This window comes from Mitsuaria sp. BK041 (assembly GCF_014193085.1).
Classification (GTDB): domain Bacteria; phylum Pseudomonadota; class Gammaproteobacteria; order Burkholderiales; family Burkholderiaceae_C; genus Roseateles.
In genome coordinates this window covers 2,917,767-2,941,069 of sequence record NZ_JACHYT010000001.1, presented here as the reverse complement: position 1 = coordinate 2,941,069, position 23,303 = coordinate 2,917,767, and the positions used below count along the sequence as shown (strand labels likewise).

General features: G+C 72.3%; 23 protein-coding genes. 4 read left to right on the top strand and 19 right to left on the bottom strand.

Annotated elements, in window-relative coordinates:
• Nucleotide 1 precedes the first annotated feature (1 nt).
• Entirely contained in the window at nt 2–2,470 is a 2,469-nt protein-coding gene (locus tag FHT38_RS12410) for a hypothetical protein (RefSeq protein WP_183491953.1), read from the top strand.
• A gap of 61 nt (nt 2,471–2,531) precedes the next feature.
• On the opposite strand, the gene FHT38_RS12405 is transcribed toward FHT38_RS12410, so the two are convergent.
• The 16 genes from FHT38_RS12405 to FHT38_RS12330 form a co-directional block, all read right to left on the bottom strand.
• Entirely contained in the window at nt 2,532–3,530 is a 999-nt protein-coding gene (locus tag FHT38_RS12405; RefSeq protein ID WP_183491952.1) for a tripartite tricarboxylate transporter substrate binding protein, read from the bottom strand.
• A gap of 56 nt (nt 3,531–3,586) precedes the next feature.
• Nucleotides 3,587–4,246, bottom strand: coding sequence for a hypothetical protein (locus tag FHT38_RS12400; protein ID WP_183491951.1), 660 nt, complete (start codon nt 4,244–4,246; stop codon nt 3,587–3,589).
• A 75-nt stretch (nt 4,247–4,321) separates the two neighbouring features.
• Nucleotides 4,322–5,644: a type III secretion system ATPase SctN gene (gene sctN / locus FHT38_RS12395; RefSeq protein WP_091733502.1), complete on the bottom strand. Its 1,323-nt coding sequence runs from the start codon at nt 5,642–5,644 to the stop codon at nt 4,322–4,324.
• 12 nt (nt 5,645–5,656) lie between these two features.
• Nucleotides 5,657–6,586 carry a type III secretion system stator protein SctL gene (gene sctL / locus FHT38_RS12390; RefSeq protein WP_183491950.1) on the bottom strand — a complete coding sequence of 310 codons (930 nt, stop codon included), beginning with the start codon at nt 6,584–6,586 and terminating at the stop codon, nt 5,657–5,659.
• Nucleotides 6,583–7,224 carry a type III secretion protein HrpB4 gene (locus tag FHT38_RS12385; protein WP_183491949.1) on the bottom strand — a complete coding sequence of 214 codons (642 nt, stop codon included), beginning with the start codon at nt 7,222–7,224 and terminating at the stop codon, nt 6,583–6,585. Before FHT38_RS12385 ends, sctL begins: the two co-directional genes overlap by 4 nt.
• 101 nt (nt 7,225–7,325) lie before the next feature.
• The gene (gene sctJ / locus FHT38_RS12380; protein WP_183491948.1) at nt 7,326–8,210 is read right to left on the bottom strand and encodes a type III secretion system inner membrane ring lipoprotein SctJ; all 885 of its coding nucleotides are present in this window, start codon (nt 8,208–8,210) and stop codon (nt 7,326–7,328) included.
• 57 nt (nt 8,211–8,267) lie between these two features.
• Nucleotides 8,268–8,663: a hypothetical protein gene (locus tag FHT38_RS12375; RefSeq protein ID WP_183480192.1), complete on the bottom strand. Its 396-nt coding sequence runs from the start codon at nt 8,661–8,663 to the stop codon at nt 8,268–8,270.
• 37 nt (nt 8,664–8,700) lie between these two features.
• Nucleotides 8,701–9,171 carry an HrpB1 family type III secretion system apparatus protein gene (locus FHT38_RS12370; RefSeq protein ID WP_091733512.1) on the bottom strand — a complete coding sequence of 157 codons (471 nt, stop codon included), beginning with the start codon at nt 9,169–9,171 and terminating at the stop codon, nt 8,701–8,703.
• A gap of 120 nt (nt 9,172–9,291) precedes the next feature.
• Entirely contained in the window at nt 9,292–10,092 is an 801-nt protein-coding gene (locus FHT38_RS12365) for a hypothetical protein (protein ID WP_141225464.1), read from the bottom strand.
• 39 nt (nt 10,093–10,131) lie between these two features.
• Complete coding sequence (locus FHT38_RS12360; protein WP_183491947.1) at nt 10,132–11,583, bottom strand: HrpF/NolX family T3SS translocon protein; 1,452 nt, start codon at nt 11,581–11,583, stop codon at nt 10,132–10,134.
• A gap of 80 nt (nt 11,584–11,663) precedes the next feature.
• Nucleotides 11,664–11,933, bottom strand: a complete 270-nt coding sequence (locus FHT38_RS12355; RefSeq protein WP_091733518.1) for a hypothetical protein — start codon at nt 11,931–11,933, stop codon at nt 11,664–11,666.
• Nucleotides 11,934–12,029: 96 nt separating this feature from the next.
• Nucleotides 12,030–12,452: a hypothetical protein gene (locus FHT38_RS12350; RefSeq protein ID WP_183491946.1), complete on the bottom strand. Its 423-nt coding sequence runs from the start codon at nt 12,450–12,452 to the stop codon at nt 12,030–12,032.
• A gap of 16 nt (nt 12,453–12,468) precedes the next feature.
• Complete coding sequence (locus FHT38_RS12345) at nt 12,469–12,729, bottom strand: hypothetical protein (protein ID WP_147240388.1); 261 nt, start codon at nt 12,727–12,729, stop codon at nt 12,469–12,471.
• Nucleotides 12,730–12,781: 52 nt separating this feature from the next.
• The gene (hrpD5, locus tag FHT38_RS12340; RefSeq protein WP_183491945.1) at nt 12,782–13,855 is read right to left on the bottom strand and encodes an HrpD5 family protein; all 1,074 of its coding nucleotides are present in this window, start codon (nt 13,853–13,855) and stop codon (nt 12,782–12,784) included.
• Nucleotides 13,856–13,895: 40 nt separating this feature from the next.
• On the bottom strand, nt 13,896–15,791 hold the full coding sequence (sctC, locus tag FHT38_RS12335; RefSeq protein WP_183491944.1) for a type III secretion system outer membrane ring subunit SctC: 1,896 nt from the start codon (nt 15,789–15,791) through the stop codon (nt 13,896–13,898).
• A complete protein-coding gene (locus tag FHT38_RS12330; RefSeq protein WP_091733528.1) occupies nt 15,791–16,021 on the bottom strand; it encodes a hypothetical protein in 231 nt (76 codons plus the stop codon). Before FHT38_RS12330 ends, sctC begins: the two co-directional genes overlap by 1 nt.
• 263 nt (nt 16,022–16,284) lie before the next feature.
• On the opposite strand from FHT38_RS12330, the gene FHT38_RS12325 reads away from it, so the two are divergent.
• The 3 genes from FHT38_RS12325 to FHT38_RS12315 are packed head-to-tail and all read left to right on the top strand — an operon-like array spanning nt 16,285 to nt 20,167.
• Complete coding sequence (locus FHT38_RS12325) at nt 16,285–16,698, top strand: hypothetical protein (protein ID WP_183480182.1); 414 nt, start codon at nt 16,285–16,287, stop codon at nt 16,696–16,698.
• A 13-nt stretch (nt 16,699–16,711) separates the two neighbouring features.
• Nucleotides 16,712–17,437 (top strand): lytic transglycosylase domain-containing protein, encoded by a 726-nt coding sequence (locus FHT38_RS12320; protein ID WP_147240156.1) that lies wholly within the window; start codon nt 16,712–16,714, stop codon nt 17,435–17,437.
• Between the two features lie 6 nt (nt 17,438–17,443).
• Nucleotides 17,444–20,167, top strand: a complete 2,724-nt coding sequence (locus tag FHT38_RS12315) for an ankyrin repeat domain-containing protein (RefSeq protein WP_183491943.1) — start codon at nt 17,444–17,446, stop codon at nt 20,165–20,167.
• Between the two features lie 33 nt (nt 20,168–20,200).
• Here FHT38_RS12315 and FHT38_RS12310 read toward each other — a convergent pair whose 3' ends face one another.
• The 3 genes from FHT38_RS12310 to FHT38_RS12300 all read right to left on the bottom strand — a co-directional run bounded on the left by FHT38_RS12310 (nt 20,201) and on the right by FHT38_RS12300 (nt 23,297).
• A complete protein-coding gene (locus tag FHT38_RS12310; protein WP_183491942.1) occupies nt 20,201–21,688 on the bottom strand; it encodes a helix-turn-helix transcriptional regulator in 1,488 nt (495 codons plus the stop codon).
• A 264-nt stretch (nt 21,689–21,952) separates the two neighbouring features.
• Complete coding sequence (locus tag FHT38_RS12305) at nt 21,953–22,411, bottom strand: hypothetical protein (protein ID WP_091733537.1); 459 nt, start codon at nt 22,409–22,411, stop codon at nt 21,953–21,955.
• 76 nt (nt 22,412–22,487) lie between these two features.
• Entirely contained in the window at nt 22,488–23,297 is an 810-nt protein-coding gene (locus FHT38_RS12300; protein WP_183491941.1) for a hypothetical protein, read from the bottom strand.
• Between the last annotated feature and the right edge of the window lie 6 nt (nt 23,298–23,303).

Here is a 23,303-nt window from a genome sequence, read left to right as displayed (position 1 = left end):
CATGACCGGTCCGATCCGTTCCACCGCGGGCCGCGTGCCCTCGCGAGCCACCGTACCGGCCAGCGGCCGGCAGCCGGTGCCGGCGTCCACCACGCAGGCCCGTCCCGCGGCGGGATTTGCTGATCTGGATCGGCCGCCGGCGCGGCCGGCCGGCGCGCCGGGCACGTCCGGCACCGGCGAGACCGAGAGCGCATCGAGCGCCTCGCAGCGACGCGCGTCGCTGCCGATGCCGACGGGGACGGGGGCCCTGGCATCGATGGGAGCCTCATCGAGCGGGGCGGCATGGGTCGCGATGTCACCGTCCGCCCAGCTGAGGTCGCTGGCGGAAGATCTCTCCCAGTTGGAGGCGGAGCGGGCGACGCTGCAGGCGAGCCTCGACGAACTTCAGGCGCGGCGTCGTGACGCGGGCGTTCCCGGCGCGGGCGAGCGGGGCGACGAGGTCGGCCGCCTTCAGTCGCGCACCGATCAAGCGCGAGGCCAGCTGGCCTCGCTGCAGGCCCGGCATGAGAAGGAGACTGGCGAGCTGGCGGATGCCGAGCGCAAGCTGGCGTCCGCCCGGCGGCAGCTTGAGGGCCTGACGCTGGCGGCGGAGTCGCGGCCGGCTCAACCGGCTCGTCCTGCGCGCACGCGAACGGGCCGGCGCGGCGGCGCCAAGGCGGCGAGCGCGACGAAAGCGACGCCGGCGGCCGCGAAACCGGATCCCCGCAGCCCCGCGGAGGTCGAGGCGCAGGCGCGCATCAAGCAGCTGGAGGGGGAACGCGACAGCCTCAAGACGCAGATGGAGGCGGCCAGTCGCCGCGTGGCGGAGGCGCGCGCGGCGTTGAAGCGCGATACCGACTTCGCGGCGCTGGTGCTGGATCCGCGTTCCTACGAGCCGCGGATCGATGAGGCCGTCGCCACCAACCTCAACCGGTTCCTGGCGCATTACGAGCTCCCCGCCATCGATCGGGTGCCACAGGGCGAGGACACGCGGCATGCCAGCTACCTGGACATGTTCACCAACGTCGACCAGGGTCCGCGGCGTCTGGACGAGCCGCTGCTGGAGAACCCGGCGCACAGCTTCTCGGCGTTCTCCGCGCTGTACAGCACCTTGTGGCCCGGCCGCGTCAACGAGAGCCTGCTGAGGAATCTGCTTGGCGGCGACATGAGCGCCGTGATGGCGGCTGTGCGCGCGGGCGGCGAAGGCCTGGGGAAGGAGGTTGGTCGGCATGTGGTGGCCCAGTTCGCGGAGGAGATGAGAGGCTGCGCGAGCGCGGCCGCCGCCATGGGCACGCCCGACGGCACGACGGCGCGCCGCGTGAGGATGCCCAGCGGCAACCGGGTCACGCAGACGGCGCTGGCCGAAGGTCGCGCGCGAGCCCGCGATCTGGTGCCGCTGCAGGAGCTGCCGGCGCATCGCGGCCGCATCGTCCTGGGCGCGATCCAGCAGGCGACGTCGATGATGAAAACCATCGCCGATGACTACCGCGCGGCGTCGGGCGACGTGCAGCGATCCCAGTTCGCGCTTGACGGCGCGCTGAAGGACCAGACAGCCCTCGTCGAGCGCGGTGAGCAGCTGACGAGCGAGCTCGGCGCCGCGCAGGCGGCGCTCAGCGGCCTTCGCGACGAGCGCCGGCAGCGGGACGCCGCGCAGTCGTCGCCCTCAGCGCAATCAGCGCAGCCTGCCTCGCGCGATGCCGCGCCGGATGCGGCCATTCCGCAGCTCCCGGCGGCGGCCGGGTCCTCGTCGCCGGATGTCGACGCTCGCCGGATGCGGCTGCGCGGCGACGTGGACCGCCACGGCGCCCAGGCGGACGAGGCGCGCAGCCGCGTCGACCAGACCGCGCGCGACATCGGCGAAGCGCAGGCCGAGCTGCGCCGCTCCGCGCAAGCGCACGAGGCGGCCGCCGCGGCGCTGGCGCGGGAGGCGGCGAACGCCAGCCGCGAGCACGACGAAGTCCGTGCCGCCCAGGCCGGGTTGCGCGAGCGGCTGGCGGTGACCGAGGCGCGGATCGGCGAGCTGCGCGAGACCTTGCATCAAGCGCCGGCGCGCCGCGCCGCGATCAGCGACCTGGCCTGGGAACGCACCGTCGAGCGGCACGTCGGCATCAGCGACGAGGCCATGCGGGAGCGCGCGCCGGAGACCGGCCATGTGGGCAGCTACGACTCGCTGTCGACGCTGTCCCAGGTGGTCGCCGACCTGCACGCCCATGTGTCCGGCCATGCCGACCTGCGGCCCGTGCTCGCGGCACGCAACCGCCGCGAGTTCGACAGCGCCGTGGCCCGCGTGCCGGGCGGCGTCACCGACCTGGTGTTCGACCACGGCCGCCAGGTGGGACGCGGCTTCAGCAACGCGCTGGACCGCACCGAGCGCGCGACGCCGCTGCAGCACAGCAGCTACTCGCTGGATTTCGTGCAGGGCAGGGTGGTCGTGTCGCACCTGCATCCGCATGTGCCGCGCCGCACGCTGCAGGTGGCGGCGCTGAAATGAAGCGAGGGCCCCGAGGGGCCCTCCGCGCGCCGGCATGCACGCGCCGGCGTGCACGCGCCGGTCACTCCAGCCGGATGCTGGTCTCCTTCAGCAGCCGCCCGTTGGCGGCGTGCTCGCGCCGCAGCTGGTCGGTGAACGCCGCGATCGTCGCCGGACTCACGAGGTAGTCGAGCTGGCGCAGCCGCTCCTGCACGTCGCGCTCCGCCAGCACGCGGTTGATGGCCTCGTGCAGGCGCTGGATCACCTCGGGCGGCGTGCGGGCCGGCGCGAAGACGCCGAACACCGAATTCATGTTGGCCTCCGGATGGCCCAGTTCATCGATGGTCGGCACGTCGGGCAGGCCCGGCATGCGGCCCGGTGCGGCCACGGCCAGCACGCGCAGCTTGCCGCGCTCGACCAGCGCGTTCAGCGCCGCGCCGGGATTGGCGGTGAACAGCTGGAACTGACCGCCGGCGGCGTCGGTGGCGATCTGGCCGCCGCCCTTGTAGGGCACGTGGGTGAAGCGGACCTGCGCCTTGCGCGAGATCTGCTCGAGCATCAGGTGGCCCAGGCTGCCGACGCCGCTGGTGGCGAAGGTGACCTGGTCCGGCTGCGCGCGCGCCTGGGCGATCGCGTCGGCGAAGGTCTTGCCGGCGAAGGCCGGCGTGGCCAGCAGGTACACCGGCGACACCATCACTCGCGCCACCGGCGCGAAGTCGGTCAGTGCGTCGTAGGGCACCTGGTGCGTGTGCGGGCTGAGCGTCAGCGGGCTGATCGCCGAGAAGGCCAGCGTGTGGCCGTCCGCGGCGGCCTTGGCCACCACGCCCATGCCGATGACGCCGCCGCCGCCCGGTTTGTTGTCGACGATCACCGGCTGGCCCAGCGCCAGCCGCTCGGCCAGCAGGCGCGCGACGGCGTCGCTCAGTCCGCCCGGCGCATACGGCACGACGATGCGCACCGGCTTGCTGGGCCAGGCGCCGGTTTGCGCTTGAGCGGTGGGAGCGAGCAGCGCCATGGGCGCCGACGCCGCGGCGATCGACGCCCGGATGAAGGCGCGGCGGGAGGCCAGGGGGACGGTCATGAATGAAGGCTGGATGAAGGGTCGGTGCAAGCGCGGCGGACCCGGCCCCACCTGCGCTACTGCGCGATCGGGTCGGCGGCCAGCAGCTCGATGTAGCGCCGCGGGCCGGCGTCGAAGCTTCCCGCCGGTTCGGCGTCGCCGCCGGCGCGGGCCTCGGACGTCAACCGGTCGGCGGGAATGCCGCGGCTGGCGAGTATCGCCTCGGTGCCGCGGGCCCAGCCCAGCGCCTGGTTGCGACCCTTCGCGGCCGCAGGGGAATTGGCGGGCGAGTTGACGCGGATGCCTGCCTCGACGCGCACCCGCACCGCCGGCGAGCGCGCGAGCACCTCGGCGGCGCGCTCCACGAAGTGTCGGAAGCGCGGCTGCAGCGCATCGCGGCGATCGACCGCATCGGCCGCGTCGATGCGCACGCGCACCTGGTTGCCGGCCGTGCGCATCACCTCCACCTGGCCGTTGTCCAGCGCCAGCTGCTGCAGCTCCCGCGCCACGGCCGCGATGTCCGGCGACCAGACGTGGCCGTCCTTGACGTCGAGCGCCGAGCCCGGCGGCGGCAAGGGGACCGGCGCCGGCGCGACGACGGCCAGCGGCTCCGGCGGGCGGCGCGAGGCGCAGCCGGTCAGGCCGACGCCCAGCGCGAGCAGCGCGATCGCGAGCGCACCGCGCGGGCCGAGGCAGTGGGCGCGATGGCGGTGATGACGGTGAAGGGAGGCATTCATCGGGTCACTCCGGATCGTTGAAACAGCCGGCCGCAGGGCCGGCGGGGCAGGGCGCGGAACGCGCGCGTGCCGTCCTCATCCCGCCACGACCTGGCCCAGCGACCCCAGCGTGCGGTCGAAGGCCCAGAGGTCGTCGGTGGCCTGGCACAGGAACTCGCGCACCGGTTGCAGCTTGCGCATGGCCTCGTCGGCGAGCGCGTCGTTGCCGGGCTTGTACTCGCCCATCTGCACCAGCGGCTCGATCTCGTCGTACTTGGCCATCAGCGCCCGCAGGTGGCCGGCGGCCGCCTGGTGCGGCTTGGGCACGATCTGCGACATCACCCGCGACAGGCTGCCCAGCACGTCGATCGCGGGGTACTGGTTCCGCGCGGCGATCTTGCGCGACAGGATCATGTGGCCGTCCAGGATGCCGCGCACTTCCTCGGAGATCGGGTCGTTGCCGCTCTCGTCCTCGTACAGCACGGTGTAGAGCGCGGTGATCGAGCCGCGCGCGCCCATGCCGGCGCGCTCGAGCAGCCGCGGGATCTCGGCGAACACCGACGGCGGAAAACCGCGCCGCGCCGGCGGCTCGCCCGCCGCCAGGCCGATCTCGCGCTGCGCCCGCGCGAAGCGGGTCAGCGAGTCCATCATCAGCAGCACCTTCAGGCCCTGGTCGCGGTAGTACTCGGCCACCGCGGTGGCCACGTGCGCCGCCTTCGCGCGCTCGCTCGACGAGCGGTCCGAGGTCGCGCACACCACCACCGAGCGCGCCATGCCGGCCTCGCCCATGATGAGCTCGATGAACTCGCGCACCTCGCGGCCGCGCTCGCCGATCAGCGCGATGACGCTGATGTCGCACTGCGTGCCGCGCGCCAGCATGCCCATCAGCGTGGACTTGCCGACGCCGGCCGGCGCGAAGATGCCCATGCGCTGCCCCTCGCCCAGCGTGATCAGCCCGTCGATCACCTTGACCCCGGTGGGCAGCGGGCGCTCGATCATCTCGCGCTCCATCGGCGTGGGCGGCAGCGCGAACACCGGACGCGATTCGGTGGTACGTACCGGGCCCTTGCCGTCGATCGGCCGGCCCAGGCTGTCGATCACGCGGCCCAGCAGCGCCTGGCCGACCGGCACCGACAAGACCTGGCCCAGTCCGACCACGCGGGTGCCGCCGCGCACGCCCAGGATCGAGCCGAAGGGCGAGAGGATGCTGCGCCCGCCGGCGAAGCCCACCACCTCGGCCGTCTGCAGCACCGCGCCGTCGTCGTCGAGCACCTCGCACAGCTCGCCCAGGCGAGCGTCCAGGCCGCTCACGCGCATCAGCGTGCCGATCACCTCGGTGACCTTGCCGGTGCGGCCCACCATCGTGGCCGAGGCCAGCTCGGCCTCCATCAGGTCGGTGAATCCCTGCAATGCCTTCATCGGCGCTCCTGGTCAGTGTTCGGCGAGGTCGTGCGCGTGAAGGATGTCCTCGGCGTCATCGGCATCGGCCCGCGCGCCCGCGTCCGTGTGCGGGAATCCGAAGGACGCGTGGGCCTGGGCGTCGATGCCGCGGTCGCTGACGCCGCGGTCGCTGACGCCGCGGTCGCTGACGCCGTCTTCCGGCCCGTCATCGAAGCCGTGGTCGGTGGCTTCGTGGTCGCCGGCATCGGCCAGCGGCAGGCTGCTCGCCAGCGCCTTGCGCACCGCGCGGTCCATTGCCGCGCGCAGGCCGTCGAGCTGCGTCTGCAGGCTGGCATCGAGGATGCCGACCTCCGACTCGAACACGCAGCTGCCGGCCCGCAGCGCCGGGTCGACGCTGACCTCGATGTGAACCCCTTGCGTCTGCAGCGCCTTGAGCGAATCCAGCGCGGCGCGCGCGTGGGCGTGGTCATCGGCGCTGACGCGCAGGGCCAGGGTGCTCGCGCCGCGCGCGAAGCTGCGCACGCTGCGCAGCGCGCGCTGGTACAGCGCCGCCCGCTCCTCGGTGTGGACGATGCGTTCGACGGCGCCGGTGACGATGGTCGCCAGCTTCTCGTGCATGCCGCGCAGCACCTGCGCGTTGTCGATCACCTGCACCGTCTGGCGCTCATGCCATTCCAGCGCGGCCTGGCGCCGGCCGGCCTCGCAGGCCTCGACCCGCAGCCGCTCGGCTTCGGTGCGAGCCTCGGCCAGCAGACGGTCCGCCTGCTCGCGCGCATCGGTCATCAGCTTCGAGGCCTCTTCGCGCGCCTGCGCCAGCACCGCATCGCGCTGCTCGTCCATCGCGCGGCGCAGCGCGTCGAGCTCCGCGGCGCCGTCGACTTCGGCGGCGCGCAGGATGCCGTCCTCGGCCCCCAGTCCGCCCAGGCGGTCCGCGCCGCCGCCCTGCAGCCAGATCATCATGTCGGTTCCTTCGCGAAAAGCGCGTCCAGGCGGGCCAGGCCATCGAGCGCGCAGGCGTGACGCACCGGCACTTGATGGCGGCCGTCGGGCACCGGCCAGCGCGCCGGCAGCGCGAGGCGCACCAGGCGCCGCAGGCCGCGATGCGGCCAGGCGCCCGCGAGCGCCAGGTCCGCGTAGCCGACGCAGGCCCACTGGATCGGCGACCAGGCCGCCACCTGCGCCGGCACCACCGCGCCCTGGCGCGCGGATTCGCGCAGGGCCGCCATCGCCGGGCCGAGCGCGCCTTCGAGCGCCCGCCGCGCGCGGATCTCGACGCAGCAGCGCAGCACGCCGGGCCGGCCCGCCAGCGCCACCGCGCACAGGCGCGACAGCAGCCCCAGCCGCCCGTGCAGCGCCAGGCGACCGCCCGGTGTCGCGAGCAGGCGCGGGTCCGGCAGCGGCCCGCACCAGCGCCGGTACAGCGTGAGCATCAGGCGGCGGCGCGAGGGGCCGTCTGGCATCTGGTCGAGCGCCGGCCGCAGCGCATTCAGCGCCGCCCAGCCGTCGTCGATGTCGTCGGGCAGCCGATCCAGGCGGCGCTGGAACACGAGCGCGAGTCGGGCCAGTTCGCCGGGATCCACCGGCGATACGGGCGACATGGGCGATCCGGGTGGGGCGGCCCTGGCAGGCCGATCGACCGTTGTGGGCGTCGCCGGCGCGATGGGGCTCGGTGTCGTCAGGGCGGCGTCCATGGCCGACCTCAGGTCGCGGAAGCCTGCGCCGCGGTGGGGCTGCCGCCGTTCAAGCCCGCGCTCGCGCCGGGGGCGCCGCCGCCCTGTGCGGCGTTGGCTTGCCCGTCGGCGGCGCCTGCGGTGGTGACCGAGGCCACGGTGCCCGGCCGCAGCCGGCGCGCCAGCGGCTCGGGCAGCCACTCCGGCTTCTTCCATGCGACCCCGGCGGCGCCGCCCAGGCCTAGCAGCGCCAGCGCCGCCGCGATCCAGATGCCCATGCCGCCGGGCGCGGGTGGTGGTGGCGGCGCGATCATCGCGCCGGCCACCAGCGTCACCGAGACGTTGTCGTAGGACAGCCCCTCGACGCTGCGCGCCACCATGTTCTTGATCGCCGGCGTGAGCGCGGTGAGGTTGGCCTGCGGCCGGTACTTCACGAACACCGACGCGCTCGAGGGTTTGGCCTCCTGGGCCATCGGGTCGTTGTTGGGCAGCACGATGTGCACCCGCGCGGTCACCACGCCGTCGATCTGGCTCAGCGTCTCGGAGAGCTCCTGCGAGACGCCGTGGATGAAGCGCACGCGCTCCTCGGTTGGCGAGGAGATCAGGCCTTCCTTCTTGAACATGTCGCCCAGGCTGACGTGCTTGTCCTGCGGCAGGCCCTGCGCGCGCAGCACCGCCAGCGCGCGCACCACGTCGGCCTCGTCGACCTTGACGCTCCAGGTCTTGCCGCTGTCGGGCGTCTGCTTGCTGGCGGTGATGCCGCTTTCCAGCAACGCCGACACCATGTGGTTGGCGTCGGCCTCGGTCTGCTTGGTGTAGAGGTCGGTGTCGCAGGCCGCCAGGCACAGCGCCAGCACGGCGCCGAGCAGCAGTCGCCAGGGCCGCGGGGCGTGGGCGTTGATCGTGGAAGGCATGTCGGAACTCCCTGGGTCCGTTCATCGCGGCCGGACTGCGCCGGCCGCCGGGACACGTCACTGGTTCTTCATCAAGGTCTGCAGGCCGCTCTTGCTGCTCTGCGCGACATAGACGCCGGCGTTGAACTGCACCTGCACCATCGACAGCTGGTAGCTCAGCGCGATGTGGCGCGAGGCCAGTTCGCCGGGATTCATCGCCGGCGCCTCCTGCGAGAACGCGCGCACGCTGTCGAAGGTCTGGCGCAGCACGCCTTCCTGCGCCTCGATGAAATGCGAGACCGGCGAGCGCTCGCCGACCTCGGTGCCGTGCGGCGCGGGCGCGGTGGGATGCTCCATCATCAGCCGCTGGAAGCGGTCGGACAGGCCGCCGAGCGCATCGGGCGCGGCGGCGGCGCGATCCAGGACCTGCGTCGGGGCGGCGCCGGACACGGCGCCGATGGCGGGAACAGTCATGCGGATCTCCTGCGGGTGACTTCGGATGCGCGTCGCTTCAGGCGCGCAGCAGCGGCGCGTGCGGCAGCGAGCGCGGGTCGTAGTCGGCGAAGCTGGTGGCGGCCGGGGCCTCGGGCTCGGGCTCGCCGACATTGACGTCCTTGCCCAGCAGCAGCCGCACCAGGCTGCGCGCCTCCTGCGTGGAGTCGCCCTCGATGACCTCGTTGGCGCTGACGCTCCAGGCCGGATCGCCGACGGCGAACTGGCAGAAGGCCATCAGCGCGCGGCCCAGGCTCCAGTTGCGCGTGTTGGCGTCGAGGTTGTTGAGCGTGCGGATCGCGTCGTGCCAGTGGCCGCGGCTGATCGCGATCCAGGCCTCGAAGGTGTCGAGCTCGGTCAGGTGGGGGCGCAGCTGGCGCACCGCCACCAGCACCGTCTCGGCGTCCTCGGTGCGCTTGTGCGTGATGCCGAGGCTGACGATCTCGATGAGGGCGCGGACGAAGGGTTTGCGATGAAAGGTCGGATCCATCTGTGTGCTCCTGGGGAAGTGCCTGTCCTGAACGGACGCGTGTCCGCTCGGGACAGGCACGTCGCGTGCGAGGACGCGGCGTGCCTGGCGGGGGCCGCGAACGGCCCCCGCGCATGGACATCAGAACAACATGCCGGTGGTGCGGCCGTTGAAGATGTTGAACAGGTTCACGCCCTGGGTCAGCTCGCTCTGCGACAGGTTGGGACCGCCGTAGGTCTGGGCCCAGTTCAGCGCATCCACCTGGGTGAACGGCTGGTTCAGGCTGGTGAACGGCTGCTGCGCGAAGGACGCGTTGTACGGCGAGGCCACGCCACCGGCGTAGGGCTGCTGGAAAGCGGTGAACGGCTGCTGCGCGTACGACTGCGTGTAGGGCGAGGCGTACGGCGAGGCCGCGAACGGCTGCTGCCCGAAGGGCTGCTGGTAGGCGGGGATGCCACCGCCGAGGCCACCCAGGCCGCCGCCGAGGCCGCCCAAGCCGCCACCGAGGCCACCGCCCAGTCCGCCGCCGAGACCGCCGCCCAGCTGGTTGGCCACCGAGCTGGCCAGCGGATTGGCGTTGCCCAGGCCGCCGAGGCCGCCGCCGCCCAGCGCCTGCAGCAGCGGGGTCAGCGCCTGCAGCAGCTGGACCACGCTCTGCAGGATGCCCTGCAGGCCCTGGCCGGCGCCTTGCGGGCCGCCCAGTCCGGGCGTGCCCAGACCCGGTGTGCCAAGACCCGGCGTGCCGAGTCCGGGGATGCCCGAGCCGGGCAGGCCGCCGCCGAACTGGCTCTGCTGCGCCTGCAGCAGGTTCTGCAGCAGGCCGGTGCTGAACTGCATCAGCGTGGAGGCGATGTCCATCGTGCTGGACAGGGCCGAGCCCAGCGGCGACTGGGGCGCCGCGTACGACGGGACCGAGGAGGTCGGGGGGATCGAGAAGCTCATGGTGTGAGTCCTTTCAAGCGGTTGGTGCGAGCGTTCCGATCAGTACAGGCGGACCGAGGTCGGCACGTTCTGGAAGGTCGTCGCGACGTTGTCCTTGAAGGCTTGCGACGGTTGCGGCACGTTGTCATTCAGGCCGCGCAGCAGCAGGCCGGCGAGCGAATCGGCGCGCACGTTGCCGAAGATCTCGCCCTTCAGGCCGCTCGGGCCGGGCTGGGTGTCGGCGCCCTTGAGCACTTCACGCAGGTCGTCGGCGCTGACCAGGCCGTCGCCGCGCTGGTCGCCGCGATGCTTGACGCGCACCTTGAAGGCGTTGTCCATCTTGTCGAAGAGTTCCGGCTGGCTGAGGATCAGCTTGGCGGCGTCCTTCATGTCCTGCGGCGCGGCGGTGCCGTCGGGCATCTTGCCGGTCTTCACGATGGCGTCCAGGTCGGACTTGCTGACCATCTTGTCGCCCGAGGTGAAGAAGCTGTTGCCGTACTTGGCCAGCGTCTGCAGCGCTTCCTTCTCGCCCACGCTGAAGCTGACCTGCTGCATGGCGGCGGTGGTGTCGCCCTTGCCGATCTTGCCGTCGGCGTGGCCCTTGAAGCCTTGGGCCTTGGAGTCGGCCGTCTCCAGCGACTTGAAGTCGTCCGGATGGTCGAGCAGGTACTTGGCGGCGGCGCGCAGCTCCGGCGTGTAGTTCGCCGAGACCTGGAAGCGCTGCATCTCGCCGTTGGCGATCGCCTTCAGGTCATCCTTGGTGATGAAGTTGTCCTTGCCGGCGGTCAGCTGGTCGAAGTTGCGCGCGATCTCGCGGGTCGCGCGGTCCTTGTCCATCTGCACGTTGCCGGCGGCGTCGAACTTGACCTCACCGGTCGGCGCGGCCGTGGTCGGCACGTTGGGCGCGCTGCCGTAGGCGTTGGTCTGCGGCGCGTTCGGCAGGTTGGCGTTGGGCAGGCCCGCGCCGTTGTAGACACCGCCCGGGGGCAGGCCGCCCTGGGGCACGGCACCGCTGCCGCTGAGCAGCTGGAACACCTGTTGCAGCGCGCTGAACGCATTGGCCTGCGTCGGGTTCATCGCCGGGGCGAAGGGCGTGGTCATGGGCAGGCCCAGGGCCGGGTTGCCCATCAGCGGATTGCCCATGAGCGGGTTGCCCATCATCGGGTTGCCCATCATGGGATTGCCGATCATGGGGTTGCCCATGGCCGGCACGTAGGACTGCGGCAAGCGCTGCAGGCCGGGCATCGGCTGCTGCGCGAAGGGGTAGGCGCCGAAGGCGTTGGCCGGCAGGGTCGGCAGCATCGGCATGCGCTGCATGCCCGCCATCAGCAGCGGCGAGACGGCGGCCAGCACGTCGCCGATCGAGCTCAGGACGTTGCCCAGCCGGGTCGGGTCCAGCGACAGGGGCACGTTGCCCAGCGGGCTGGACACAGCGGAGGAAGCGGTGCTGCCCAGGCCGAGGCGCATGTTGTAGCTGTTGACCTGGGTTTGCTGCGTGGAATTGACGCTCATGAAGATCTCCCGTGGGAATGAGGAATGAATCGAGAACGGATTCGGAGGGATGAGAAGGGGTGCGAGGGGTGTGGTGGTGCTTACGCGAGACCCTTGATCGCTTCGCCGATGGCCTTGAAGAGCTTGGCCAGCGCTTCATTCATCTTCACGATCATCTGGATGATCCCCATCTGCGTCTGGAACTGCATCTGCATCGCAGCCGTCTGCTGGATCTGGTCCATCATGGCCGAGCCGTCCTGGCCGGCGGCCTGGGTGCCCTGCGCGCTCAGGCCGGCGGCGCCGGACTGGAACATGTTCATGGAGTTGCCCATGCTCGCGCCGGTGCTGCTGCTGGTGCTGGGAATTGACATCGTCTGCTCCTGAGGAAATGCGGAAGGTCCGCGTTGGGGTGCGCCGCGAGGTGCGGCCTGCTCGAGAAGGGAGCCGGGACAGCGCTCCCGGGGGAATCAGTGGGAGGTCCGGAGGCTGGCCAGGTAGGCGAGGACGCCGTTGGCGGCTTCGCGGGCCTGCTGGTCGGTGCTGGTGGCCAGCACGTTGTTGAGCCAGTGCTTCCACTCGGGGTCGCCGCTGAGCATCATCGAGACGCCCAGCGCCACCTTGGAGTTGTCGTCGTCGGGCTGCTGCTCGATGCGGCGGCCCAGCGAGGTCTTGGCATAGGCCGCGTCGCCGCCCATCGCGACCGCGATGGCGCGGTGCATGACGTACATGGTCGGGTCTTCGAGGGTCATCTCGACGGCCTCGTGCACGATGGCCGCGTCCTCGCTGGCGCGATAGATCGCGCCCAGCAGTCCGATGGCCATCAGGTTGCGGTAGACCTCGGGGTACTGCGCGCCCGGCGCGCCGCCGCTGCTGACTTGGGTGTGTTGCATGGAGGGCCTCCGCGGGTCAGACGGCGAGCGACGCGTTGTGCAGCGTCTCCCAGATGTGGCGCACGATGCGCTGCGCGGCGTGGAAGGCCTCGATCAGCTGGGAGATCAGCTGGCGCTCGGCGGCGGCGGCGGTCTGCAGCAGGCCTTCGCTGCTCTTGGCCACGTCGGCGAAGTAGGACAGCATGGCGCGCGCGCGGTCGCCGGTGGCGTCCTCGGCCAGCGACTTCTCCAGGTTGGCCAGGTCGCCGAAGACGGTTTGCTCGAGTTGCTCGTTCATGGTCGAAGTTGCTCCGTGAAAAGGGGAGGGTCGGGTGGAAGTCCGGAAGGGATCAACGGGCCGGCGGCGTCGGCGGATCGCTCAGCTCGCCGATGGACTCCGGGATCAGGGAGAGGTGCTTGGCGCCATCGCGCGTCTGCACGTACTGCAGGCCGTCGGTGGCGAGCATCGCCCCCACCGGCACGCTCTCGGGGACCGGCGCGGGGGCGACGGCCACTTCGATGCCGCGCACCAGCGGCGCCAGGTCGGCGGCCACGCGCGTGGAGGCGTCGCGCACCCGGTCGGGATGCGCGGCGCGGCCGCCCACGATGAACACGCCGCGGTCGCGGTAGCGCACCACCAGGCCGGGCGTGTCCAGCGCGTCGGAGATGCTCTGCGCGATGTCGGCGGCCGAGGCGTAGCGATGCTCGATGCGCTCGACCGGGAAACGGTCCAGCAGCTGGCGCAGCGTCTGCGCGGCGGCGGCGTCGGGCAGCAGGCCCTCGACGATCACGCGCTCGCCGGCGGCGCGCACGGTGATCTCCGGGATCGCGGCGCTGGCGATGGCGCGGTACACCTGGCCCACCAGCGGCTCGGGCTTGACCGCGGCCCGCGCCGCCTGCGCATGCCGCGAGATCACCGTGACCAGCAGGCCACCCAGCGTGAGCGCGGCCACCAGGCCCCAGGCCAGCACCCGGCGGCCGCCGGTGACCGCGGCCTCGACCACCGGCGCGGCGGCCTCGACCACCGCCTGCACCGGACGCATCAGCCGTTCCATCAGCTCGATGTCGGAGGGCCAGGCCGCGTCGTCCGCCGGACCGACGCAGAGCACCACGTCAGCGAAGCGGCGCGGCTCGAAGTCGGCCATCGACGCGGCCGCGCCGGCGGCATCGTCCACGGCGGCGCCGGACGCTGCGTTCAGCGTGGCGCCGGGCGTGGCGATCGGCGAGCCATTCAGCGAGCCGTTCAGCGGGGCGGCGAGGACTAGCACTTGACCGTTCTCCGTGAGTTCGAGGACCAGGGGTTCCGCGTGCCAGTCGACGAGCTGGATGTCGGCCTGCTCGTCCGCGGCGATGCGGTATGTCGATGCGCTCAACGGTAGGTGGACCCCCGCATGCACGCCGGTCAGGACACGAAGCTGTTTCATGGATTGCGAATGCCTGCGCGGGGGTGGCGGACGGGGCGCTTCAACGGGCCAGCGGCGCGGTCGGCGCGCCCGGATCCACGTCGCCGGCCGGGGGCTGCGACAGGGCGGGCGCGGCGTTGCCGCCGACCAGCTTGGGCGTGATCAGGAACAGGCGCTCGGTGCGCGTGGCGCGGCTGCCGCTCCATCGGAACAGGCCGCCGACCAGCGGCACGTCCTTGAGCAGCGGCACGCCGGACTGCTGGTCGGTGCTGGCCTCGACCATCAGGCCGCCGATGAGCAGGCTCTCGCCTTCGCGCACATGGGCCTCGGTGCGGATCTCCGTCTTCTTGAGCACCGGCACCGCGTCGACCGAGGTGGCCTCGAAGTTGCCGTCCTCGATGTAGAGCGAGAGCTTGATCTGGTTGACGCCACCGCTGGACACCACCTGCGGCGTGACCTGGAGCAGGGTGCCGGCCTCGATCTGGTAGAGCTTCGCATCGAGGTTGCCGGCCACGCGCACCGTGGCCACGCGCTTCTCCTTCATCACCGCGGGCCGGTTGGCGACGCCCAGCACCGAGGGCTTGGAGACCACGCGGGCCTTGCCTTCGCCCTGCATCGCGTTGATGCGCAGCATCAGCTGCCGGCCGGCATCCGCGACCAGCGTGCCGATGGTGTAGGTGCCGTTGCCCAGCATCCCTTGCCCGCCGCCGGTCTGCGGCGGACCGCCACCGGGCGAGGTCACCGACAACTGGCCGCGGTTGCCCTGCACCGACCAGTCGATGCCCAGCGAGCGCGCGTTGTCCTCGCTGACGTCGATGATCATGGCCTGCAGCTCGACCAGCACCGGGCGCTGGTCCAGGCGCTGGATCAGCGCCTCGTACTCGCGCATGCGGTACGCGCGGCCCTGCACGATGACGGCGTTGGTGCCCTCGTCGGCTTCGAAGCGGGGCTGGTCCTCCTCGAAGTTGACGGGGCTCTTGAGCGTGCGCGCGCTCTGCCCCGGCTTGTCGGCGCCGCCGCCCGGCCCGTGGCCTTGCCCGGCGGAGGGCAGTTCCGGCACCAGCTTGCCGGCGCCGTACATCGACTGCATCGCCTTGATCTTCTGGTCGACCGGATTGGCCGGCTGGCCGCTCACGGTGTCGGGCTGCAGGCTCTGGGCGGCATAGAGGTTGCGCAGGATGGAGGCGACGCCGGGCACGTTGCTCTCGCCGAGCAGGCGGTCGTTGGCGGACGCGAAGCGCAGGGGGAAGACACGCACGACGCGCTCGTTGCCCTCGGCGGCGCCCAGGTCCAGCGAGTCCAGCGCCTGCGCGATGAGGTCGATGTGGCGCGGCGGGCCATAGGCCAGCAGCGTGCGCTGCGCGTCGTTGAAGCGCAGCGGATAACGCTTGTCGCCCAGGTTCAGCGAGTTCAGCAGCTCGGTGACCTCGCGGCGGCTGTAGCCCTTGAGCCGGAACATGCGGCTCTGCACCGCGCGCGCCGGATAGAAGTACAGCGCGGTGCCGTCGTCGTACCAGATGAGGCCGTAGGCCTTGGCGATGGCGCTGAGGAAGACCTGCGGCGAGCTGTCGAAGCTGGCGTTGACCACCCCGTCGACGCCATCGCCGACCACTGCCGGCACGCCCTGGCTCGCGGCGAAGTCCTGCAGCACGTCGGACAGGCGGCGGCTCTCGGCGCGGTAGACGAAGCGGCGCTCCAGGCGGCGGTCGCTGGTGGCCGCGCGGGTGCGAGGCTTGGCGGCGGCTGTCGCCGTGGATGGGGCCGCGGAGGTGCCCGCCGGAGCGGGCGCCATCAGGGATGCGGCGGAGGCGGCGGACGTGGCGGATGCGTTGGACGCGGCCGGTGCCGCGCCGCGCGCGTCCTGCGCCAGCAGCGTCGCGGGCGCGCTGCCCGAGCCCGCGACGGCCATCGCCACGCAGGCCGCGAGCGCGCGGCGCTGGAAGTCGGGCGCCCGCATCACAGCGGCTCCGCGTCGGGGTCGTCCTCGTCGGGCTCTTCTTCCTCGAAGAACTTGCCCAGCGCGTCTTTCATCATGCCCTGGCCGCCCTGGAAGATGCCGCTCACCACCTGCTGGAAGGCCTTGGACTGGGTGATGTCGCCGCCGCCGTCATCGCTGGGCGGCACCGGCGTGCTGCCGGGCGTCGAGGGGCTGGGGCCGCCCACTCCGTTGACACCATTCACCGACATGGTCAGCTCCTTCTTGTTGACGATGAGGAGGCTAGGGCGCGGGTCGGCGGTGAGAGGTCGGTGACACGAAGCGGCGTCCGTGACCGCGAACCGGTGGCGGGCGGGGGGCGGTTGCGATCGGTGCAGCCCGCGTTCGCATGCGCGGACGGGCCTTCGCCCGGCGCCGGCCGGGCCTGCGGTCGATGCGGACACTGCGACGGGACCGGGCCGCGCGCATGGCGCTGGCGTCCCGCGCCTTCCTTCAAGCCTCAACAGGAGCCCCCATGCTGACTGCCCCCTCGCTGGCCGCCGCCGGATACAACGACTTCTTCGCCTCGCTGCAAACGGTGCAGATGACCGTGCAGACGCAGGTCGAGCGCTTCCAGGCGCTGATGCTGGAGATCAAGCGCGTCAGCGCCGCGCGCCAGGACGACGAGAGCCTGCGCCGCGCCGGCGAGATCGCGCTGAAGCTGCATCGCGTGCACACGCTGCTGTTCGGTGGCGCGCTGATGGCGCAGCCGCAGGACGCGACGACCGGTGCCGCCACCGCTGCCGCCGACGGCGACGCGATCGACCTGGACGGCGCGATGGCGGAGTTCTCCTCGCTGCTGAGCCGCACCCGGCTGGCCTCGACCGAGGCCGAGCTGCTGCTGGCGCAGGCGAGCGAGGAACTGGCCGCGCTGCGCGGCGAGGCCTGATGGAGTCCCGGCGATGACAGCCGGACCTCGCGCTTTCCGACCCGCCCTCCGGCCCGCCTTCCGCCCCGCCTTCTGGCCGGCCGTGTGCGCCGCGGCGATGGTCGCCGGCCCCGCGGACGCCGGCGTGCGTTATCGCTGCGAATTGCTGGACGGCAGCGAGCGGGTCGCGCTGGAGGACCTGTCGGCGCGGTTCAGCGCGGCGGTGCGTCGATGCACGGCCTTCGAGGTCGCCGACCTGCCGGGGCCACGCATCGAGACCGAGTTCACGACGCTCGCCTTCACGCGACCGAGGCCGTCGCCCGCGCCGCTGACCTGGCGGACCAACCCGCAGCCCCTGGCGCTCGGCGCGCCGCACCTGCAGCGCATGGTGCAGCAGGCCAGTCGCAAGCATGGGCTGGATCCGCGCCTGGTGGGCGCGCTGGTGCATGTGGAGTCGGCCTACCAGACGCAGGCGCGCTCGCCCAAGGGCGCGCTCGGCCTGATGCAGATCATGCCGGCAACGGGCGCGCGCTACGGCGTCGCGTCCAGGCAGGACCTGCTCGACCCGGCCACCAACATCGACGTCGGCGCGCGTTACCTGCGCGACCTCAACGAGATGTTCGATGGACGCGTCGACCTGGTGCTGGCCGCCTACAACGCGGGCGAGGGCGCGGTGAAGCGATATGGCAACCGCATCCCGCCGTATCGCGAGACGCAGGACTACGTGCGCAAGATCCTCAAGCTCTACGAAGGGGAGTGAGCGGCGATGGGCATCCACCGCCTGCCGCCATCGCCGCGCTTGCCGACGACACCGGCGACGGTCGGTGCGCAGGCCGGCGCGTCGACCGGAGGGGCGTCCAGCGCGTCGTCCTCCTCGGATCCCGGCGGCATGCCGGCCTGCGGCTTGCTGAACGGCCTGCTGCGGATCGGTCGGCCACCGTCGGCCCGGTCGCCCGCCAGCGAGGCCCGCGCGGCCATGCGCCAGGGCGACATGACACGGCTGGAGCAGGTGCTCGTCGCTGAGCCGGCGCTCGCCGTGGCGCAGGACGTGCACGGCGACAACCTGCTCGGGGCCGCGGTGCGCGGCGGGCATGTCGATGCGATCCGCGTGCTGCTCGACTACAGCGGCCTGTTCCCCGGCGGCGAAGCGGCCCTGGTGAATCACCGCAATGCCAAGGGCGAGACCGCGCTGGGCCTCGCGGCCGCGGGCGGCGATGTCGACGTGGTCCTCTTGCTGCTGTCCGCGTCCACCCTCGACGTCAACGCGACCAATGCCAAGGGCAGGACGCCTTTGCACCAGGCGGTGGAGCGCTCGAACGCGCTGATCGTCGGCGCGCTGCTGGCGCACGAGGCGATCCGTCCGGACCTGCGCGACGCTCAGGGCGACACCGCCTTGCATGTCGCCACCGCGCGCGACGACGCCTTGTGCCTGGAGCTGCTGCTCGATGCGCCCGGGGTGGCGGTCAATCCGGCCAATGCCCGGGGGCAATCGCCGCTGCGGCTCGCGATCGAGACCGGCAAGCTGGAGGCGGCGCGTGCCTTGCTCGAGAACTGGCGGGTCGATGTCGACGCGCTGGAAGGGCCGCAGGGGACGCATCTCCTGCATCGCATGGCGGCCGAGGGCGGCTTCGAGCCGGCATTGGTGACCCTGCTGGCGTCGCATCCGCTGCTGGCCAATCGCCCCGATGGCCACGGCCATACGCCGCTGGACCTGGCCATCGCCAACGACCAGCATGCGGCGCTGGCCGCGCTGCTGGGCAGCGACCGGGTCGAGACCGAACGGCTCGACGAGCAGCTCCGCGGCCCGCTGCAGCAGGCGCTGGAGCGCATCGCCGAAACATCCGCGGGCCATCAGCGAGACCGCCGCATCAAGACGCTGCGGGTGCTGATGAACGCGCGCACCATCGATCCCAACGAGATCTTCGCCAATGGCGAGACCTTGCTCACCCAGCTGTGCGCCCGGCCCGCGGGCGACGATCCGCGTGGCGGGCAGGCGCTCGCATCGGCCACGCTGGCCGAGCTGCTCAAGCGCAGCGACGGCCGGCTCGACCTGAACAAGGCCAACGCCCATGGCAGGACGCCGCTGGAGGTCGCGGCCGGTACGGCCGACACCGCCGACGCGGGCAACGCGGGCAATGCGGCCAACACGGGCAACGCCGATCTGCTGCGCCTCCTGCTGAAGGACGCCGGGGCCGATCCCAACGTGCTGGTGGGCTGGCTGACGGCCTCGCCGGAGCAGGCCCATCGGCGGCTGCATCCGCATGGCCAGCGACTGTCGCGGGCCGAGCTCGAGCGCTTCGTCGACAGCACCCTGGCGCAGTGGGCCGACAAGCCGGATGCCTCGGGCCGGCGCAACCGCCTGGCCCATGTCGCCAATGCCGCGCTGGGCGCGCGGTTGGCCGCGCGCGAACGCGCCGACCTGGCGGCGGGCCGTGCGCCGCCGGCGGACTGCGCCAAGGGCGCCGTGTTCCGGTTGTCGCTCGCGGTGGAGCAGTGCCTGGACACGCAGCAATATCGGCCGCTGGCCGAGCGGGCGGCCGCGCTGCTGGCGCAGGCGCCCGCCGGCCAGCGCGCCTTCAACCTCCAAGGCGTGGAGGTGTCCCGCACCGAGATCGAGTCCTGGGCCGCGGGCAAGCTGCCGGAGGGCGGCGTGAACCGCCTGATCGATGCCCGCGTCGCGCAGGCCGGGCTGGCCAATGCGCACAACATCGGCCTGACCGCGCGTGGCCACCTGATCATGCAGGCCATCCGCGAGCGGCTTCCCGCCGAGCGGCTGACCGAAGCGCAATGCATCGCCGCGGTGCGCGCCGCCATTCAAGCGGCGCCGGACGTCGATGCCGACTGGCGGCGCCAGGCGGCGCTCGGCCTGGACAAGGCCCTCGCGCACACCACGCGGGTCGGTGAAGGCCTGGACACCACGGTCGGCGAGGCGCTGACGACGATGTGGAACCACATCGCGTCGCAGGCCGCGCCCGCATCGCCGGACGAGTCCGAGGCCGACGCGGCACGGCGGCGGGCGTTGCACGGCGCGCTGACGCGCTCGCTGCTCGACAGCATGGTCGACATGAGCGCGGGCTACTGCGATACCGGCTGCGTGCAGCGCATCCTCTACTGCGTCGACGGCATCGACCTCTCGCTGCTGCCCGCGGAGCCGACCGCCGAGCTCATCCGCGACGAAATCGGCACGCTGGCGGGCCGGGTGAACAACCGGTTCGAAGCGCTCTACGGCGACAGCGAGGCCGACCTGAAGGCCAAGGGCGAGGGGGTGGCCAAGGCCTGCGCCGATGGCACGCCATTGAGCGCGAAGGAGCGCAAGCTCATCGCGCGCTACCAGCGCCAGCGGCCGATCGACGAGCAGTTGGTGATCCAGCTGAAGCAGGACCTGCTCGAGGCGGCCGTCGTCGGCGAGCTCGTCGAGCGCCGGGGCTGGAGCCCGGCCGCCGTGCGGCCCGAGCTCGACCGGACGAAGGCGTTCATGAACGACCTGTGATCTCCCCGGGACCGTGAAGGCCCCGGGCGCCGCTCAGCCGTGCAGGCGCGTCGCCGTGGCTTCGTCTTCGGTCGTGCCGCGCAGCGTCTGCGTCGGCGTCTCGTCGAAGCGGCTGCGGTAGTTGTGGACCAGCGTCGAGCGGTTCTTCACGCCCCAGCGGGAGGCCACCTCGAGCACGCCGGCCTCGCCGCCGCCGGCCTGCAGGTCGCCGTGGATGCGCTCGACGCGGCGGGTGCGGATCATCTCCGCCGGCGTGACGCCCAGGTGGGTGCGGAAGGCCAGTTGCAGCGCGCGCTCGGTGACGCCGACATGCGCGGCGACCTGGCGCACCGACAGATGCTCATCGGTCAGGTGATCCATCATGAACTGATAGGCGCGGCGATAACGCAGCGGCAGCCGCAGCTTGGCCGGATCGCCGGCGTCCGCGCCGGCCTTGGCCTGCTGCAGGAAACCCGGCGCACGGCCGGCGGCCGCGTAGGTGCGCAGCGACTGCACCGCGTGCTGCGTGTGCAGGCGGTACAGCCGCAGCGCGTCGAGGTGGCGGCCCTGCTGCTGGTGCAGCTTGGCCTGGCAGTACTGCAGCTCCAGCGCGTGACGGCTGCGGTGCATCTGCTGTTCGTTGAAGGTCAGCGGCGCCAGCAGCTCCGAGGCGGCGTGCGACGCGCCGCGGCCCATCAGCATCAGCGCGCCCTCGATGCGGGCCTGGGTCTCGAACTCGCTCAGGCGGCGGTCGCGCAGCCAGGCCAGCTGGTGGGCGACCTGGGCCGCGGCGGCCGGGCCTGTGCAGTCCGCGGCGAGCATGCGCCGCAGGTGATCCATGCGCGCTGCCACCAGCGGCGACCAGCTGCGGACCGCGTCCGCGGCCGCGCCGAGCTGCTGATGCATCAGCGTGTTGTCGGGCGCCTCGGACGCGCCTTCGCGGTAGACCGAGCCCAGTGCGTGGTCGTTGAGCGCGTCGCCGCCGCGCTCGCGGTGCAGGGTCGCCAGTTCCAGCGCCATGCAGTCCACGAGCTGCGCGAAGCGCGGGTCGCCGAGCGAGGCGGCCAGGTTGCGCGCCGCGTCCAGCGAGCGCATCGCGCTGCCGCAGTCGCCGGCGCGCAGCATCGCCTGCGCGACGCCGGCCATCGCCTCGACGCGGGCCGCCACCGGCGCGCGGGCGTCGTCGCCGACGGGGCCCAGGCAGTCGATCGCGCGGCCGGGCTTGTTCAGGTGCAGCAGCATCGCGCCCTGGTCCATCGCGCCGTACCAGCGCACCATGTGGCGCGACATCGCTTCGTAATGTCGCAGCTGGCGCTGGAACAGCTCCTCGGCGTCCTCCTCGCGGCCGCAGGCCAGCATCGCGCGGCCCAGCAACTGGCCCAGGGCCGCACGCTGCGGCGCGGCGTCGGGCGTGCGCTGCAGGCGCTCGAAGTGGTCGCCGCCCATCCGCAGCGCGGCGGGCAACTGGCCCTCCAGCGCCAGGCGGGCCAGTTCGCCATGCAGGGGCGCGGCGCGCAGCGAGGTCATTGCAAGCAGAAGCATGGAATCTCCATCGGGGTCGTGAACGGAATGACGCTCATGCTAGGAGGGAGCCCCTCGACGATGGATCACAAGGCCTCGGCGAAATCCTCACGAATCCTCTTTTCGTTTCCCGACAGTTTCACGGTGTTGCCGTGTCATTCGTGAACGGACGCAACAGCGCTTGCCGGTGCGTGGCACGCGTGCAAAAGCGACGAGGCCCGCGCGTCTGTCGACGGGCGGGCCCGGGGGAGCGGCGGATGCCGCGCAGGACAAGAGGCGCCGGCGTCAGCCGGCCGCCTGCGCGATCTTCGTGCCGATGTCCTTGATCGCCTTGGCCTGCGCCTCGACGAAACCCTTGACCATCTGCAGCTGCGCCATGTCCATCTGGAATTTCATGTTGATCTCGTTGATCTCCCGGAGGTTGTCCATCGAGGTCTTGGCGTCCTCCTTGGCTTGCGTCGTGGACTCCTTGCCGCCGTTGGCCAGGATGCTGTTGGAGCTCTCGTTGTGCGGGCCCGGCTTGTTCGGACCGTCGGGGCCGCCGGGGCTCTGCGGCACCAGCCCGAACTTTTCGCCGATGCTCGCGCGCGGCGCCATGCCGGTGTCCGCGGAGGCGCGCGTCTGCAGGCCGATCGGCGCGTCCTGGGTCTGGGGCGGTGCCTGGAGGTCCGACGGCTTCAGCGGTGTCGGCTGGAAGTCCGACGGCCGGACCAGCGGGGTATTGATGCCGGAAATTTCGGGCATGGTGAGCTCCTGGGGATGGCTGCGTGGCAGCCGGGTGGGGAGGTGCGCGTCCTGGCCGGGCGCGCGGACGGGGAAATCAATCCTTGGGCAAGGGCCGCGCGCCGGTCTTCCACCGGGCCGCGAAGGCAGCGGCGACCGCGCCGGTGTCGCCCTCGGCGCCGGTGAACAAGGCGCGCGCCACCAGGCGCGGGCCGACCTCGCGCGCCAGCGGCTCCGCGGTCTCGCCGAGCTCCAGCCCGGGCTCGTTGAGCACGTGGCGGGCAACGCGCCGCGCGGCCTCGAGCAGCGCCCGCGTGGCCAGCGCCACCTCGGCCTCCGAAGCCGTCGCGCCGAGCGCGCAGCGCAGGCGCTTCACCACGGTCAGGCACTGCGGGGATTCGGAGAGCGCGGCCAGGCCGGCGATCGCTTCGGCCGTCAGACGCGCGGTCTTCGCGACGAAGCAGCGCGAGGTGTCGACCACCAGCCGCCGCGACAGCGTGTCCACGTGCAGCGGATGGGCCCCGAGATCGCCGAGCACGCGCGGCGCGGCATCGACCAGCCGGCGATAGGCGAGGGCGTCCACATAGGCCTGGTCGAGCCCGCCGCGCAGGAACAGCGCCAGCGACGGCGACAGCACGCCGGCGTGGCCGTTCACGAGTTGAGCCAGTCGCAGCTGCAGGCCTTCGACGCTGAAGCAGCGCACGGTCAGCAGCGTGTCGCCGCCTTCGGCCGCGCGGGCGGTCTTCCAGACCGTGCCGACGTCGACGTCGAACAGGCCGCCCTGGGCCGCGTCGTCGCGGCCGCGCCGCGGCAGCGGCGGGTCGAGCATCAGGTGCGGGGTCAGCGTCGCGTGCGCGGCCGTTGCCGCGGCGCCGCGCAGGGCGGTCGATGGTGAAGCCAAGGTCATGACGGG